The 15,011-nt window shown below is 70.8% G+C and carries 12 protein-coding genes; 1 reads left to right on the forward strand and 11 read right to left on the reverse strand.

All coding sequences use genetic code 11. The annotated features are described in order from the left end of the window. Window positions 1-59: 59 nt before the first annotated feature. Window positions 60-1,499 carry a helix-turn-helix domain-containing protein gene (locus AB0N80_RS10190; RefSeq protein WP_363578675.1) on the reverse strand — a complete coding sequence of 480 codons (1,440 nt, stop codon included), beginning with the start codon at window positions 1,497-1,499 and terminating at the stop codon, window positions 60-62. Window positions 1,500-1,616: 117 nt separating this feature from the next. Between AB0N80_RS10190 and AB0N80_RS10195 the strand changes: the two genes are divergently transcribed. Continuing rightward, the gene (locus AB0N80_RS10195) at window positions 1,617-3,506 is read left to right on the forward strand and encodes a phosphoenolpyruvate carboxykinase (GTP) (RefSeq protein WP_363578676.1); all 1,890 of its coding nucleotides are present in this window, start codon (window positions 1,617-1,619) and stop codon (window positions 3,504-3,506) included. A 139-nt stretch (window positions 3,507-3,645) separates the two neighbouring features. Here the strand turns inward: AB0N80_RS10195 and AB0N80_RS10200 are convergent, their stop codons facing one another. The 10 genes from AB0N80_RS10200 to AB0N80_RS10245 form a co-directional block, all read right to left on the reverse strand. Next, window positions 3,646-5,520 carry an ABC transporter ATP-binding protein gene (locus AB0N80_RS10200; protein WP_363578677.1) on the reverse strand — a complete coding sequence of 625 codons (1,875 nt, stop codon included), beginning with the start codon at window positions 5,518-5,520 and terminating at the stop codon, window positions 3,646-3,648. Between the two features lie 308 nt (window positions 5,521-5,828). Beyond that, the gene (locus tag AB0N80_RS10205; RefSeq protein WP_315993390.1) at window positions 5,829-7,280 is read right to left on the reverse strand and encodes an MFS transporter; all 1,452 of its coding nucleotides are present in this window, start codon (window positions 7,278-7,280) and stop codon (window positions 5,829-5,831) included. Between the two features lie 204 nt (window positions 7,281-7,484). Continuing rightward, complete coding sequence (locus AB0N80_RS10210; RefSeq protein WP_363393223.1) at window positions 7,485-7,838, reverse strand: Fe-S protein; 354 nt, start codon at window positions 7,836-7,838, stop codon at window positions 7,485-7,487. A 307-nt stretch (window positions 7,839-8,145) separates the two neighbouring features. After that, a complete protein-coding gene (gene ribH, locus AB0N80_RS10215; RefSeq protein WP_315993388.1) occupies window positions 8,146-8,619 on the reverse strand; it encodes a 6,7-dimethyl-8-ribityllumazine synthase in 474 nt (157 codons plus the stop codon). Then, window positions 8,619-9,887 (reverse strand): GTP cyclohydrolase II, encoded by a 1,269-nt coding sequence (gene ribA / locus AB0N80_RS10220; RefSeq protein WP_363578678.1) that lies wholly within the window; start codon window positions 9,885-9,887, stop codon window positions 8,619-8,621. Before ribA ends, ribH begins: the two co-directional genes overlap by 1 nt. Further along, window positions 9,884-10,540, reverse strand: coding sequence for a riboflavin synthase (locus AB0N80_RS10225; protein WP_315993386.1), 657 nt, complete (start codon window positions 10,538-10,540; stop codon window positions 9,884-9,886). The genes ribA and AB0N80_RS10225 overlap by 4 nt, the downstream gene beginning before the upstream one ends. After that, complete coding sequence (gene ribD, locus AB0N80_RS10230) at window positions 10,540-11,613, reverse strand: bifunctional diaminohydroxyphosphoribosylaminopyrimidine deaminase/5-amino-6-(5-phosphoribosylamino)uracil reductase RibD (protein ID WP_363578679.1); 1,074 nt, start codon at window positions 11,611-11,613, stop codon at window positions 10,540-10,542. The genes AB0N80_RS10225 and ribD overlap by 1 nt, the downstream gene beginning before the upstream one ends. A 424-nt stretch (window positions 11,614-12,037) precedes the next feature. Next, the gene (locus tag AB0N80_RS10235; protein WP_315993384.1) at window positions 12,038-12,901 is read right to left on the reverse strand and encodes a DNA-formamidopyrimidine glycosylase family protein; all 864 of its coding nucleotides are present in this window, start codon (window positions 12,899-12,901) and stop codon (window positions 12,038-12,040) included. A gap of 182 nt (window positions 12,902-13,083) precedes the next feature. Beyond that, entirely contained in the window at window positions 13,084-14,088 is a 1,005-nt protein-coding gene (gene trpS, locus AB0N80_RS10240; protein WP_315993383.1) for a tryptophan--tRNA ligase, read from the reverse strand. A 43-nt stretch (window positions 14,089-14,131) separates the two neighbouring features. Then, window positions 14,132-14,980: an exodeoxyribonuclease III gene (locus tag AB0N80_RS10245; protein ID WP_315993382.1), complete on the reverse strand. Its 849-nt coding sequence runs from the start codon at window positions 14,978-14,980 to the stop codon at window positions 14,132-14,134. Window positions 14,981-15,011: the final 31 nt, after the last annotated feature.

The raw sequence follows: 15,011 nt of genomic DNA on the forward strand, positions 1-15,011 counted from the left end.
TTTTGTCGCTTCCGGGCCGTGCGAAGCGACAAGAAATGGCGACTCGGCGGAAGGGGGCGTCAGCCGTCCGCGTGACGGTCGAGGAAGGCGAACACTTCGGCGTCGTCGACGCCGGGGAACATGCCCCGCGGCAGCGGTGAGAACATGTGGCGGTGCACGCGCGCGCTCGGCCAGGCCTTGCCCTGCCAGCGCTCCGCGGCCTCGGCGTCGGGGCGCCGGCAGCACGACTCGTCGGGGCAGTGCGAGACGCCGCGCTTGGCGGTGTCGCGACCGCGGAACCACCGCGCGTCGTCGAAGGGCACGCCGACGGTGATCGAGAAGTCCCCGTCGCTGGTGCTCCCCGTCTGCGTCGAGCACCAGAAGGTCCCGGCGGGGGTGTCGGTGTACTGGTAGTGCTCCGTCGTGCGGTTGTGCTCGGCGAACGCGGAGCGCGCCGAGAACTTCTTGCACACGACCTGGCCTTCGACGCTGCCCGTGACGTCGGTGGGCAGCGGCAGTCCGTCGTTCTCGTACACGCGCGAGATCGCCCCGTCGCCGTCGACGCGCAGGAAGTGCAGATGGATGCCGAGATGCGCGGTCATCAGATTGGTCATGCGCATCGCGGCGGCTTCGTGGGTGACGCCGAACGCGTCGCGGAAGTCCTCGACCGCGAGGTTGCGGTCCTTCTTCGCCTGCGCGAGGAACGCCACCGCGCTGGTCTCGGGCATAAGGCAGCAGGCGGCGTAGTAGTTGATCTCGAGCCGCTGCTGGAGGAAGTCGGCGTAGTCGGTGGGAGGGCGGTGTCCGAGGAGCCGGTGCGCCATCGCCTGCAGCGCCATGGAGCGGAGGCCGTGGCCGCCTGGAATCGACGCGGGGGGCAGATAGATGCGGCCGTGCTCGAGGTCGGTGACCGATCGCGCCGAGTGCGGGAGGTCGGCGACGTAGATGAGCTCGAAGCCCAGTTGCTCGGCCATGATGCTCACCGTGCGGTGGGTGAGAGCGCCGGTCGAGTGGCCCGCCGCCTTGAGCTGCTTCTCGGCGAGGCGCTCGATCTCGGGCAGGTGGTTGGCGGTCTCGCGCATCCGCAGACGCAGCTCGGTGTTGGCGCGACGGGCTTCCTCGGGGCTCGCGATCGTCGCGCGCTCGCGCCGCAGGAGTTCGCGGTGCAGGCCGAGGACTGCCTCGATGGTCTCGTCGCTGGTGCCCTTGGTGACCTTGACGGGCGGGATGCCGAGCTGGTGGAAGAACGGACTGGTCTGCGCCCGTTCGAGCTCGATCTCCAGGGCCGCGCGACGGTTCGGAGGTTCGCGGGAGAGGAGCTCGGTCACCTCGGTCTCGGTCGCGCGCGCGATCTCCTGCAGCAGGGAGAGCTTCGGCTCGCGCTTGCCGTTCTCGATGAGGCTCAGCTGGCTGCCGGCCACGCCCACCAGTGCGCCGAGCTCGTCGAGGGTGTACCCGCGCGCGAGTCGATGATGGCGGATGCGGTGACCGAGCGTGGTGAGTTCGAAGGACGAGGCCATTCCTTGACCATATCGAAAGAACCGAGTTTCTTACACGCAATCTTCCTCGAAAGACCGGCGACCAGGCCCTCAAGATGGGGGAGAACACCGAATTCGCTCTCAACCGAGGAGAACGACATGGCTCTCGCCGACATCTTCGCTTCCCGCTCCACCGGCCGCGCCGCCGCGGTCGCCGCCGCCCCCGCCCGTCCCGGATACGGCGTGAAGCCGGCCGTCGACGGTCCCGGCCTGGCCGCCCTCACCGCGTGGGTGGACCAGGTCGCGGCCCTCACGAAGCCCGACCGCATCCACTGGGTCGACGGCTCCGCCGCCGAGAACGACGCGCTGCTGCGCGAGATGGTCGACGAGGGCAAGCTCATCAAGCTGAACCCCGAGTGGCGCCCCGGCTCCTACCTCGCCCGCTCGCACCCCGGCGACGTCGCGCGCCTCGAGTCGCGCACCTACATCGCCTCCGAGAGCGAAGAGGACGCCGGCCCCACCAACAACTGGATCGCGCCGGCCGAGATCCGCGAGACGCTGAACGGCGTCTTCGAGGGCTCGATGCGCGGTCGCACGATGTACGTGGTGCCGTTCTCGATGGGCGCCGTCGGCGGCCCCCTCAGCCACATCGGCGTGCAGATCACCGACAGCGCCTACGCCGTGGCATCCATCGGCGTCATGACCCGCGTCGGCACGGCCGTCACGGAGCAGATCGCCCAGGGCGCGCCGTGGGTCAAGACCGTGCACTCGGTCGGTGCCCCTATGGCCCCGGGCCAGGCGGATGTGGCGTGGCCCTGCAACGACGACAAGTACATCGTGCACTTCCCCGACACCCTCGAGGTCTGGTCGTTCGGGTCGGGATACGGTGGCAACGCGATCCTCGCCAAGAAGTGCTTCGCCCTGCGCATCGCGTCGGTCATCGGTCGCGACGAGGGCTGGCTCGCCGAGCACATGCTGCTCATCCGCGTGATCGACCCGACGGGCAAGGCGTACCACGTCGCGGCCGCATTCCCCTCGGCCTGCGGCAAGACCAACCTGGCGATGCTGCGCCCGACCATCCCGGGGTGGCGCGTCGAAACGCTCGGCGACGACATCACATGGATCCGCCCCGGTGAGGACGGACGCCTCTGGGCGATCAACCCCGAGGCCGGTTTCTTCGGTGTCGCACCCGGCACCGGCGAGTCCACCAACGTCACCGCGATCGAGACCCTCTGGGGCAACACGATCTTCACGAACGTCGCCCTGCGTCCCGACGGCGACGTCTGGTGGGAGGGGCTGACCGACGAGGCGCCCCCGCACCTCACCGACTGGGAGGGCAACCCCTGGACGCCCGCGTCGGGCCGCCCCGCCGCCCACCCCAACTCGCGCTTCACCGTCGGCGCGGCGCAGTGCCCGCAGATCGCGGAGGACTGGGAGACCCCCGAGGGCGTGCCCCTCGACGTCATCCTGTTCGGCGGTCGCCGCGCGACCAACGTCCCGCTCGTGCTCGAGGCCACCGATTGGTCGCACGGCGTCTTCCTGGGCTCGACCGTCTCGAGCGAGAAGACGGCCGCGCAGGAGGGCACCGTCGGGGAGCTCCGCCGCGACCCGTTCGCCATGCTCCCGTTCTGCGGCTACAACATGGGCGACTACTTCGGCCACTGGCTGAAGGTCGGCGAGAAGCTGCGTTTCGACCGCGCACCGCGCATCTTCCAGGTCAACTGGTTCCGCAAGGGCGACGACGGCCGCTTCCTCTGGCCCGGCTTCGGCGACAATGCCCGCGTGATCGACTGGATCATCCGTCGCGTCGACGGACAGGTGGATGCCGTGGACAGCCCGATCGGACGCCTGCCCCGCACCGAAGAACTCGACCTGTCGGGCCTGGACCTGCCCGCCGCCGACCTCGCCGAACTGTTCGCGATCGACCGCGACTCGTGGCTGGCGGAGGCCGAGCTGACCGAGGAGTTCTACGACACCTTCGGCGCGCACCTGCCGGCCGCGCTGCGCGCCGAGCTCGCGTCGCTGCGCTACCGCCTGCAGCGCTCCTGAGACCGGCTCGCCCGCCGCGCCGCACGGTCCTGACCCGTGCCGCGCCGCGGGGCGAGCCCTGGAATCGACGCCCCTCCCGTTCTTGGCGCGCGGGAGGGGCGTCGGTGCGTTCGAGGGAGCCGCGGCCCCACGCCGCTGCTCACACGAGCAGCTGGTGCTTCGCCAGGTCGCGGTACAGGGGAGTGGATGCCACCAGCTCGCTGTGCGTGCCCTGGCCGACGACGCGGCCGTTCTCGAGCACCACGATGAGGTCGCTGTCCACGACCGTCGACAGGCGGTGCGCGATGACGAGCAGCGTGCGCCCGGTCGCCACGGCGTCGATCGCCTCGCGCATGCGCTGTTCGTTCACGCCGTCGAGTGACGACGTCGACTCGTCCAGCAGCAGGACCGGGGGAGCGGCGAGCAGCGCACGGGCGATCGCGAGGCGCTGACGTTCTCCGCCCGACAGCATCACGCCGTCTTCGCCGACGGGGGCGTCGACGCCGAGCGGGTTGCGCTCGAGCACCTCGCCGAGGTTCACGGCCTGCAGCACGCGCTCGCAGTCGGCGTCGGTCGCGTCGGGAGAGGACAGACGCAGGTTGTCGGCGATGGTTCCGGCCAGGGTCGGGGCGTCCTGCTCGACGTAGCCGAAGCGGGCGCGCAGGTCGTCGCGCGGAAGGTCGCGGGCGTCGATGCCGTCGACGAGGATCTCCCCGTCCGTGGGGTCGTAGAAGCGCTCGACGAGCGAGAGGATCGTGCTCTTGCCCGCCCCCGACGGCCCGACCAGAGCGACGCGCGCGCCGCGCGGCACGGTGAACGACACTCCGCGCAGCACGTCGCGGTCGGTCTCGGGAGCCGGCGCCTCGCTCGGGGCGGCGTCCAGGTGCACCTCGGCGAGCACCGATCGGGCCTCCTTCGCCGCCGCCTCCCGTGCCCGGACGACGTGGTCGGGATAGCGGAAGCGCACGTCGCGGAACGCGATCGCCGCGGCATCCGGAACCGTCGCCGCCGACGTCGGTCGATCGCCGTCGTCTTCGAGCGGAAGGTCGAGCACCTCCTGGATGCGCCCCAGCGCGCCGAGGGCCTGGTTCACCGACGTGATGGCTCCGATCGCCGAGGCGAGCGGCTGCACGAGCAGGAACAGGAAGATCACGAACGTCACCAGCGAGGCGACGTCGATGGCCCCGGATGCCACGCGGTACCCGCCGACACCGAGCACGACGAGCAACGACACCTGCAGGGCGACGAAGGCGATCGGCACGATCAGCGCCGACACGCGGGCGATGCGCACTCCCGCGTCGTAGGCGGCGGTCGCGCTCTCCGTCACGGCGGTGGTCTCACGCTCGGTCGCGCCGGATGCGCGGATGGTGCGGACCGACCCGACCGCGCGCTCCACACCGGACGACAGCTCGCCGACCTTCTCCTGCTGGATCGCGGATGCCGCGCGGATGCGCGTGCTGAGGAGCACCACGATGCCGAGCGACGCTCCGACGACCACGACGATGAGCACCAGCAGCAGGGGGTCGATGAACGCCATCGCGATGACGGCGCCGAGCAGGATCAGCGCGTTGCCCACGGCATCCGCGAAGCCCTGCGTCAGCACGGCGTACAGGAGCGTGGTGTCGGTGCCCACGCGCGAGACGAGGTCGCCCGTGCGACGCGCGTCGAACTCGCTGATGGGCAGGCGCAGGATGCGCGCGATCAGCCGGCGCCGCGAGGAGTACACCACCGCGGTGCCGGTGCGCTGGAGCAGATAGTGCTGGAAGCCCGAGATCACCGACGACAGCACGACGAACGCGACCAGCAGCCAGACGAGGGCGCCGAGCGGGATGCTGTTCTGCACGCGCGTGATGACCTGACCGACCAGCAGCGGCTGGGCGAGCGTCGCCCCCGCCCCGAGGACGCTGAGGCCCGCGACCACAGCGAGCGTGCGCTTGTGCTCGAGCAGGAACGGCAGCAGCTGACGGAACGACGCGCGCGGACCTTCGGGGGTGCGGCGGCCGCGCCGACCGCGCGCGAGAGCGGGTGAAGACATGCTCATCCTCGGGAAAGGGATCGGGGTACTTCGACCGTACCTTCCGCGGCTGTGCGCTTCGCCCCCGCGAGGCGTGATGGGGGAGAACCCGGTGGGGCCCCGGGCGGGGAGGAGTGCTGCGCCCGTCCGCGCCGACGAGGCGGAGGGCCCATCGCGGCGGGAACGGTCCTTCGGCGCACACCTCCGGCGAAGGCGACCCCTCCGGCCCGTCACGACCCATCGGTGCCGGATGAGCAGGAGTCCCGCGCCGGGAACGACGGATGCCACGAGGCCGAGGCCCCGTGGCATCCGTCGTCGAGAACTCCGCGTTACGGTGCGGTCGCTCCGGCGGCGATGTTGTCGTCGTAGTCGACGTCCTTCGTCTCGGGCGAGAGCACGAGGGCGACGAGGGTCAGCACACCCATCGCCGACAGGTAGACGCCCACCAGCCAGGGGTTGCCGTCACCGGCGGCCCACAGCGCGACGGCGACGATGGGTGCGAGCGCCGCGCCCAGGATCGACGAGACGTTGTACGAGATGGCCGAACCCGTGTAGCGCGTGTTCGTGGGGAACAGCTCGGGCAGCACGGCACCCATGGGGCCGAACGTCGAGCCCATGAGCAGGAACCCGATGATGAGGAACGCCTGCACGTACACGTGGGTCAGCGTCGCGTCGGCCTGCGGGAGCAGGAAGAACGCGAAGGTCAGACCGAACACGATGATCGCCGCGGTCACCACGATGAGCAGGCGCTTGCGACCGAAGCGGTCGGCGAGCGGCCCGGACAGCATCGTGAAGACGCCGAAGAACACCACGCCGATGATCTGCATGATGACGAAGTCGGTGTAGCCGAAGCCCAGGCCCGGAACGTAGGCGGCGGCGTCGAAGGCGGTTCCGGCCTTCTCCGCGGCGGCCGCCGCGCCCTCGGCGGTCGGCTTGGTGCCGTACGACAGCGTGAAGCTGGTCATGAGGTAGAAGAGCACGTAGGTCGCCAGCATGATGAACGTGCCGAGGATCAGCTGCTTCCAGTTGCGGCGGATGACCTCGCCGAGCGGGAACTTGCGGATGACGCCGCTCTTCTCGGCCTTCGAGAACGACTCGCTCTCGACGAGCCGCAGGCGCACCCAGAGGCCCACGATGACCATGACGGCCGAGAAGAGGAACGGCACGCGCCAGCCCCACGCGAGGAACTCCGCGGAGCGCTGCGCCGTGCCGTCGGGGTGCGGCAGGGCGAAGTTGATGATGAGGAAGATGCCGTTGGCGATGATGAAGCCGATGGGGGCGCCCAGCTGGGGGAACGTGCCGAACAGGGCGCGCTTGCCCTTCGGAGCGTTCTCGGTCGCCACGAGCGCCGCGCCCGACCACTCGCCGCCGAGGGCGAAGCCCTGCGCGAGGCGCATGATGAGCAGCAGGATCGCCGCCCACACACCGATCTCGTTGAAGGTCGGCAGCAGACCGATGAGGAAGGTCGCGACGCCCATCGTCAGCAGGGATGCCACGAGGGTCGCCTTGCGGCCGAAGCGGTCGCCGAAGTGGCCGAAGACGACGGCACCGAGGGGACGCGCAACCATGGCGGCGCCGAAGACGCTGAACGACAGCAGCAGCGAGGTGGTCTCGTTGCCGGTCGGGAAGAAGAGGATCGGGAAGACGAGCACGGCCGCGGTCGCGTACGCGTAGAAGTCGTAGAACTCGATCGTGGTGCCGATGAGGCTCGCGGTGATGACGCGCGAACGCGGATTGGCCGGGGCCGAGGCCGAACGGGTGGAGGGGGATGACGTGGTCATGACTGCCTGACGGGAAGATTCTTCGTTCGCGTCCGGGGTGGGGCGCAGCGGTGGCACGCAGCGGTCACGGGGGTGGTGGTGAGAGAGCGCGCGGGCGGGGGCACCGGCGACGTCCCCGAGTGAGGGGCGTCTAGACCCTCCAGTCTATGCGCGCGCTGAACGTGCCCCGTCCCGCAGGCAGGTCGCGCGAGACCGCGGAAGTCGTCAGCGCCAGATGACCGCGAGGCCCGCGTTGAGCAGAGCCAGGATGCCGATGGGCCAGAAGATCGCGGGGGAGAGCGAGCCCGTGCGCTTCTGACGTGCGGACCCGATGCCCAGCAGCGCGCCGATCACGAGCAGGACGACGAGCTTGATGCCGATTTTGGCGTAATTGAGGTCGTGGTCCAGGCCCCACGGCGCCGACAGAGCGACGCCCGTGATGAGGGAGATCACGAGCGCGTAGTTCATCAGCGGCGTCACGCGCACGCGCCGGGAGACCGCCTCGACGACCCAGGCACCGAAGAGGATCGCGAAGCCGACGAGGTGGACGAGGACGACGACGTTCCGCAGGATCTCCATACCCGTCAGGGTAGGGACGGCGCGGGTGCGCCGCCAGCAAGGCGGTCCTCACCCCGCGCGCGGTCCTGACCGAGCCCTACGCGTGGCCCGTGAGCCCTACGCGTGGCCCGTGAGCCCCGCGCGTGGCCCGTGAGCCCCGCGCGCGGTCCCTGAGCCCCGCGCGCGCGGTCGCTGAGCTCGTCGAAGGACCCGCCCCCGACTCGCGGACCCCCGTTGGCTTCGACAGGCTCAGCCACTTCCGTCCCGCCCCGCGAACGAGAACGGGCCCGGCGACCGCAGTGGTCGCCGGGCCCGTGATCAGACCGTCTCAGCCGCGCAGCTCCCGCAGCACGAGGGCGGTGCGGATCGCCGCGTCCGCGGCCTCCTCGCCCTTGTCCTCCTTGGAGCCCTCGAGCCCCGCGCGGTCCAGCCCCTGCTGCTCGTCGTCGAGGGTGAGCACGCCGAAACCGACGGGCTTGCCCGTGTCGAGCGCGACGCGCGTCAGTCCGTCGGTCGCGGCCGACGAGACGAAGTCGAAGTGCGGGGTCCCGCCGCGGATGATCACGCCCAGCGCCACCACGGCGTCCGCCCCGGCGTCGAGGGCCGCCTTGGCGGCCACGGGCAGCTCGAACGAACCCGGCACGCGCACGACGCGGTAGGTCGCGCCGGTGGCGTCCAGCACGCGCTCCGCTCCGGCGATGAGGCCGTTCGTGATGACCTCGTGCCACGTGCCGGCGATGACGACGACGTTCAGTCCCGACGCGTCGACGCCGCCGGTCTCGGGTGCTCCACTGCCGGCCATCAGGCGCTCTCTTCCTTCATGTGCGCGAGGGCGTCGCGCAGGTCGTCCTCGGCGATGATGTGACCCATCCGGTCGCGCTTCGTCTCGAGGTACTGGTGGTTGTTGGGGCCGACGCCCACGAGCAGGGGGACCTGCTCGACGACGTCGAGGCCGAAGCCGCGCAGCTGCGCGACCTTGTCGGTGTTGTTCGTCAGCAGGCGCACCTTCTCGACGCCGAGGTCGGTCAGGATGCCGGCGGCGGCGGCGTAGTCGCGCGCGTCGGCGGGGAGGCCCAGGGCGAGGTTGGCATCCACCGTATCCATGCCGCGCTCCTGCAGGTTGTACGCGCGCAGCTTGTTGATGAGGCCGATGCCGCGGCCCTCGTGACCGCGCATGTAGATGACGATGCCGCCGTCGCGATCGATCGTGTCGAGTGCCGCCTCGAGCTGCGGTCCGCACTCGCACTTCAGCGAGTCGAACGCCTCGCCGGTCAGGCACTCCGAGTGCACGCGCACGAGGGGCGCCTCTTCGGTCAGGTCGCCCGAGACGACAGCCAGGTGGTCGGTGCCGGTGACGCGGTCCTTGTACGCGAGGAAGCGGAACGTGCCGTGCGAGGTGGGCACATTGGATTCGGCGCGCAGGCTCACGCGACGCCTCGGCGCCGCCGTGGCGGGCAGCGGGTCGGTGTCGTTCAGGTGGGCGATGAGCTGCTCGATCGTGATCACCGGGATGCCGTCGCGCTCGCCGAGCTCGAACAGTCCGGGCAGGCGCATCATGCTGCCGTCCTCGGCGACGACCTCGGCGATCGCACCGACGGGCTCGAGCCCCGCGAGGCGCATGAGATCGACGGCGGCCTCCGTGTGCCCCGCGCGCTCGCGCACGCCGCCGTCCACCGCGCGCAGGGGGAGCACGTGTCCGGGCCGGATCAGGCTCGACGGCTCGGAGTCGGGTGCAGCGAGCACGTTGAGGGTGCGCGCGCGGTCGGCGGCGCTGATGCCGGTGGTGACCCCGGATGCCGCGTCGACGCTGACCGTGTAGGCGGTGCCGCGGGCGTCCTGGTTGACCTCGACCATCGGGGGCAGGTCGAGGCGGTCGGCCCACTCGGCGGGCATGGGCGCGCAGACGTAGCCGCTCGACCAGCGGACGGTCCAGGCGAGCCACTCGGGTGTCGCGAGCTGGGCCGAGATGATGACGTCGCCCTCGTTCTCGCGGTTCTCGTCGTCGGCGACCAGGATCGGTCGGCCCTGACGGAGAGCCTCCAGGGCCTCGGGGATGGTGGACAGGCTCATTCGGAGCCCCTCTCGGTCTGTGCGGCGGTCGCCGCGGGGTTCTCTGTCGTGCGGAAGGCGAGCATGCGCTGCACATGACGGGCCAGGATGTCGGTCTCGAGGTTGACGGGCGTTCCGGCCTCGGCGCGTCCGAGGGTCGTGGCCTCGAGGGTCTCGGGGATGAGCGAGACCTCCAGCCACGGCTCGGGCTCGGAGGCTGCGCTCACGGCGCTGACGGTCAGCGAGACGCCGTCGATCGCGATCGAGCCCTTGTCGACGACGAGCGGGGCGAGGGGGGCCGGGATGCCGATGCGTACGACGCTCCACTGCGCGCCGGGTCGCACCTCGCGCACGACGCCCGTGCCGTCGATGTGGCCCTGCACGATGTGCCCGCCCAGGCGACCGTGGGCGGCGGTGGCCCGTTCGAGGTTCACGGCGCGACCGGGGGCCACATCGGCGAGGGTCGACATGTCGAGGGTCTGCTTCATCACATCGGCGGTGAACCAGTCGTCGCCCTGGTCGACGACGGTGAGGCACACGCCGCTGACCGAGATCGAGTCGCCGTGACCGGCGTCCGACACCGACAGGGGGGCGCGCAGTGTCAGACGCACGCCGTCGCCCGACGGCTCGACGGCGGTGACGGCGCCGATCTCTTCGACGATTCCGGTGAACATCAGGCGTCTCCTTCGTTCTCGCCCGCGGCCGCGGGCACAGTCTCGGGGCTTCGGGGTCCGGCCTCGGCCGGGCGGGCGACGATGAGCAGATCGTCGCCGAGGGGAGTGACGGATGCCACCACCAGCCGTTTGGCCGCGCCGATGCTCGGCACTCCCACATCGCCCAGCGCCAGGCGCGAGCCGCCGAGCAGCACGGGGGCGACGTAGACGAGCAGTTCATCGACGAGACCCTCGCGCACGAACGCGCTCGCGAGGGTCGGTCCGCCCTCGACGAAGACGCGCTGCACGCCCCGCTCGGCGAGATCGGCGAGCACCGCGTGCAGATCGTGCGTCGTGTAGAACAAGGGGTCTCGCGGATGGCGGCGCACGGCCGCATCCGGTGCCGTCTCACTCTCACCGATGATGACCGGCATCGGCTGATCCGCGAGGAGCGAACCGTCGTCGTCCCGGGCGGTCAGGGCGGGGTCGTCGGTGCGCACGGTGCCGGTTCCGGCGACGATCGCGTCGGCCGCCGCGCGGCGGGCGTGCACGTCGCGGCGGGCGTCGGGCCCGGTGATCCACTGGCTCGTGCCGTCGTCGGCCGCGGCGCGGCCGTCGAGGCTCTGGGCCCACTTGACCGTGACGCGCGGGCGGCCGGTGCGCTGCAGGTGGGTCCAATCGCGCACGAGCGCCTGTGCGGCATCCGCCTCGGGTCCCGACTCGACGTCGACGCCGGCCGTACGCAGCCGGTCGGCTCCTCCGGACGCGGCATCGGTCGGGTCGTCGAGCGCGTAGACCACGCGAGCGACGCCCGCCTCGATGAGAGCGAGGGCGCACGGACCGGTGCGACCGGTGTGATTGCACGGCTCGAGGGTCACGACGGCGGTGGCGCCGCGGGCGGCGCCGGGCGCGAGCTGGGAGAGGGCGTCGACTTCGGCGTGCGCCGTGCCGGCGCCGCGATGGAAGCCCTCCGCGAGGATCTCGCCGGCGGGGGACAGGATGACGGCGCCCACCTGCGGGTTGAGCCCGCGCGGGCCGCGCCGGGCGAGCTGCAGCGCTCGCCGCATGGCGTCGATCTCGACGGCGGATGCCATTTCCCTGTCCTTCCCGCGCCGTCGGGGCAGGGCCAGCGGGAAGGCGCGACGCGCCGTCCGTGCTGCCTCCTATCCGGACTAGCGAGGGGAGACCCCCGCATCACCGTCGGTCCCGGAATTCCACCGGATCGGCCCCACCGCCATGGGCGGAAGGGTTCGCGGACTATCACCGCCGGTTCGGATTCTCACCGACCCCGGAGCACGTTGTTTGCTCTTCGAAGTGTAGTCAACGCGGGGTTTGCGGTTTCATTCCCCGACTTCTGACGACGTTTTCCGGTATCCCGCGCGGCGATGACGGGGCGGATGCGGGCCTCGATCGCGGTGGCACCGGCGTTGCGCGCACGGGCAGCGTCGTGGAAGGCCCCGGAGTGGCAACGCGCCCGCGCGTGCGCTCCGGTCGGTCGGCGGCCCTCGCGCCGCGGTCTCACTTCAGCAGGCGCGACAACCGCCGGTCGGCCAGCAGTTTGCCGCCGGTCTGACAGGTGGGGCAGTACTCGAGCGAGTTGTCGGCGAAGAAGACGCTGCGCACCTCGTCGCCGCACACGGGGCACGCCTCGCCGCGCCGCCCGTGCACGCGCATGCCCCGCCGCTTGGCATCCTTCAATTCGGCGGGCGGCTTGCCGCGCGCGGCCTCGACCGCTTCTGTGAGCGTCGTCGTCATCGCGGAGAACAGGCGATCGACCTCGTCGTCCGCGAGGGTCGCCGCGAGCGCATAGGGCGACATCTTCGCCGCGTGCAGGATCTCGTCGGAGTACGCATTGCCGACGCCCGCGATGACCGACTGGTCGCGCAGCACGCCCTTGATCTGCGTGCGGCGGCCGATGAGGAGCGCGCCGAAGGCCTGGCGGTCGAAGCCTTCGCTCAGCGGGTCGGGGCCGAGGCGGGCGATACCCGGGACGTCGTCGGGGGAGCGGACCGCGTACACGGCCAGCGACTTCTTCGTGCCCGCCTCGGTGAGGTCGAAGCCCGACCCGTCGTCGAAGCCGACGCGCAGGGCGATCGGGGTCTTGCCGGGCTTGATGATCGTCGCCGGAAGCGTGTCGTACCACCGCAGCCATCCCGCCTTGGCGAGATGGAAGACGAGGTGGATGCCGGCATCGGTCGTGAGGTCGACGAACTTGCCGTGCCGCCGGGCGTCGATCACTGCGGAGCCCACGAGCGCCGACAGCGGCGGGTCGAACGTCTTGAGCGCGTTGATCGCCGACACGGTGGCCTTGTCGATGCGCAGCCCCGTGACGCGATCGCGCAGGAACTCGACGAGCCCCTCGACCTCAGGCATCTCCGGCATGCGCCCATGCTGCCACGCACCTCCGACATCGGGGACGGGCCTTGCGCCCTAGCCGAGCACCGCCCACGACCGCGGCGGGGGGTCGTCGTCGTGCGGCAGCTCGCCCGAGGCGGCAGCACCCGGGCGGAACGACGACGCCCGCACGACTCGCGGAGAGTCGCACGGGCGTCGAACGGAACGGATCAGCCGCGGCGGAGCAGGCCGATGCGGTCGTACACGTCGGAGAGGGTCTTCTCGGCGACGGATGCCGCCTTCCCGGCGTTGACGGCCAGCACGCGGTCGAGCTCGGCGGGGTCGTCGAGCAGCTCGAGGGCGCGCGTGCGCACCGGCTCGAACTCGTTCACGACCACCTCGGCCAGGCCCTTCTTGAAGTCGCCGTACCCGCGGCCGGCGTACTCGTCCTCGATCGCGGTGATCTCGCGGCCGGTCAGAGCCGAGTAGATCACGAGCAGATTCGAGACGCCCGGCTTCTCGTCGCGGTCGAAGCGCACCGCACCCTCGGAGTCGGTGACGGCGCGCATGATCTTCTTCGCGCTGACCTTGGGGTCGTCGAGCAGCCACAGCACGCCCGCGTCGGACTCGGCCGACTTCGACATCTTCGAGGTCGGGTTCTGCAGGTCGTAGATGCGGGCGGTCTCGCGTCGGATCACGGGCTTGGGAATCGTGAAGGTCTCGCCGAAGCGCTGGTTGAAGCGCTCGGCGAGGTCGCGCGTGAGCTCGATGTGCTGCTTCTGGTCGTCGCCGACGGGCACGACGTCGGTCTGGTAGAGCAGGATGTCGGCGGCCATCAGCACCGGATAGGTGAAGAGGCCGACGTTGGTGGCATCCGTGCCGTAGCGCGCCGACTTGTCCTTGAACTGCGTCATGCGTCCGGCCTCGCCGAAGCCGGTGAGGGTCGAGAGCACCCACTGCAGCTCTGCGTGGGCGGGCACGTGCGACTGCACGTACAGCGTCGAGCGGGAGGGCTCGATGCCCGCGGCGATGTACTGGGCGGCGGTGCGGCGGGTCTTCTCCCGACGCTCGGCGGGGTCGCCGGGCTGGGTGAGGGCGTGCAGGTCGACGACGGAGAAGAACGCGTCGTACTGATCCTGCAGGTCGCGCCACTGCAGCAGGGCCCCGATGTAGTTGCCGATCTGGAGGCTGTCGGCGGAGGGCTGCATTCCGGAGTAGAGGCGCTCGGTGGTCACCGTACGATCCTAGGCGGCGCGCCGCGCGGCGGTGGTCGCCGGCTCAGCGCCCGAGCGTGTAGTCCACGACGACGGGGGAGTGGTCGCTCCATCGCGTGTCGTACGACGGCGCGCGGTCGACGCGGTACGCCGTGACCCGCTCGGCGAGCTCAGGGGTGGCGACGTGGTAATCGATGCGCCAGCCGCTGTCGGTGTCGAACGCCTTCCCCCGCATCGACCAGAACGTGTACGGACCGTCGACCTCGCCCATGACGCGGCGGCCGACGTCGACCCAGCCCAGGCCCGTGCCGGTCGAGCCGTCGACGCCCTCGACCTGCTCGCCCGCGGGGCCGAAGAAGCGATCGAAGTACGCACGCTCGCGCGGGAGGAAGCCGGCGTTCTTGCGGTTGCCCCGCCAGTTCTTGATGTCGAGCTCGCGGTGGCCGACATTCAGGTCGCCGGTGACGAGAGCCAGTTCGCGCTCGGCCTTCAGCGCGGCGAGGCGCTGCTCCATGGCATCCAGGAACAACCACTTGGCGTCTTGCTTCGGGGTGTCGACCTCGCCGCTGTGCACGTAGGCGCTGACGATGGTGAGGGTCTCGCCGTCGATGTCGAAGTCGGTCTCGATCCAGCGGCCCGACGCGTCGAGCGGCTCGGGACCGAGGTGCGTGCGGGTCTCGACGCCGGGGAGGCGGCTGATGATCGCGACGCCGGCGCGCCCCTTCGCGAGCGCCTCGTCGTTGACGATCTCCCAGCCGGGAAGGGCCTCGGCGAGCTGCTCGGCGGAGGCGCGGACCTCTTGCAGGGTGACGATGTCGGCGCCGGAGGCGTCGAGCCACTCGACCATGCCCTTGCGGACGGCGGCACGGATGCCATTGACGTTGACGGAGACGATACGCACGGAACGAGCCACCCGACGAGCCTAACCGCGACCTCCGACATCC

Origin of the sequence: Microbacterium sp. NPDC089188, assembly GCF_040685155.1 — a bacterium.
Taxonomy (GTDB): Bacteria; Actinomycetota; Actinomycetes; order Actinomycetales; family Microbacteriaceae; genus Microbacterium; species Microbacterium galbum.

Excerpts from the sequence above, each read along its gene's own strand:
- AB0N80_RS10190 (WP_363578675.1), bottom strand. The coding sequence starts at position 1,499 with ATGGCCTCGTCCTTCGAACTCACCACGCTCGGTCACCGCATCCGCCAT.
- AB0N80_RS10210 (WP_363393223.1), bottom strand. The coding sequence starts at position 7,838 with ATGGAGATCCTGCGGAACGTCGTCGTCCTCGTCCACCTCGTCGGCTTC.
- AB0N80_RS10225 (WP_315993386.1), bottom strand. The coding sequence starts at position 10,540 with ATGTTCACCGGAATCGTCGAAGAGATCGGCGCCGTCACCGCCGTCGAG.
- AB0N80_RS10200 (WP_363578677.1), bottom strand. The coding sequence starts at position 5,520 with ATGTCTTCACCCGCTCTCGCGCGCGGTCGGCGCGGCCGCCGCACCCCC.
- ribA (WP_363578678.1), bottom strand. The coding sequence starts at position 9,887 with ATGAGCCTGTCCACCATCCCCGAGGCCCTGGAGGCTCTCCGTCAGGGC.
- ribH (WP_315993388.1), bottom strand. The coding sequence starts at position 8,619 with ATGGCCGGCAGTGGAGCACCCGAGACCGGCGGCGTCGACGCGTCGGGA.
- ribD (WP_363578679.1), bottom strand. The coding sequence starts at position 11,613 with ATGGCATCCGCCGTCGAGATCGACGCCATGCGGCGAGCGCTGCAGCTC.
- AB0N80_RS10205 (WP_315993390.1), bottom strand. The coding sequence starts at position 7,280 with ATGACCACGTCATCCCCCTCCACCCGTTCGGCCTCGGCCCCGGCCAAT.
- AB0N80_RS10235 (WP_315993384.1), bottom strand. The coding sequence starts at position 12,901 with ATGCCGGAGATGCCTGAGGTCGAGGGGCTCGTCGAGTTCCTGCGCGAT.
- AB0N80_RS10195 (WP_363578676.1), top strand. The coding sequence starts at position 1,617 with ATGGCTCTCGCCGACATCTTCGCTTCCCGCTCCACCGGCCGCGCCGCC.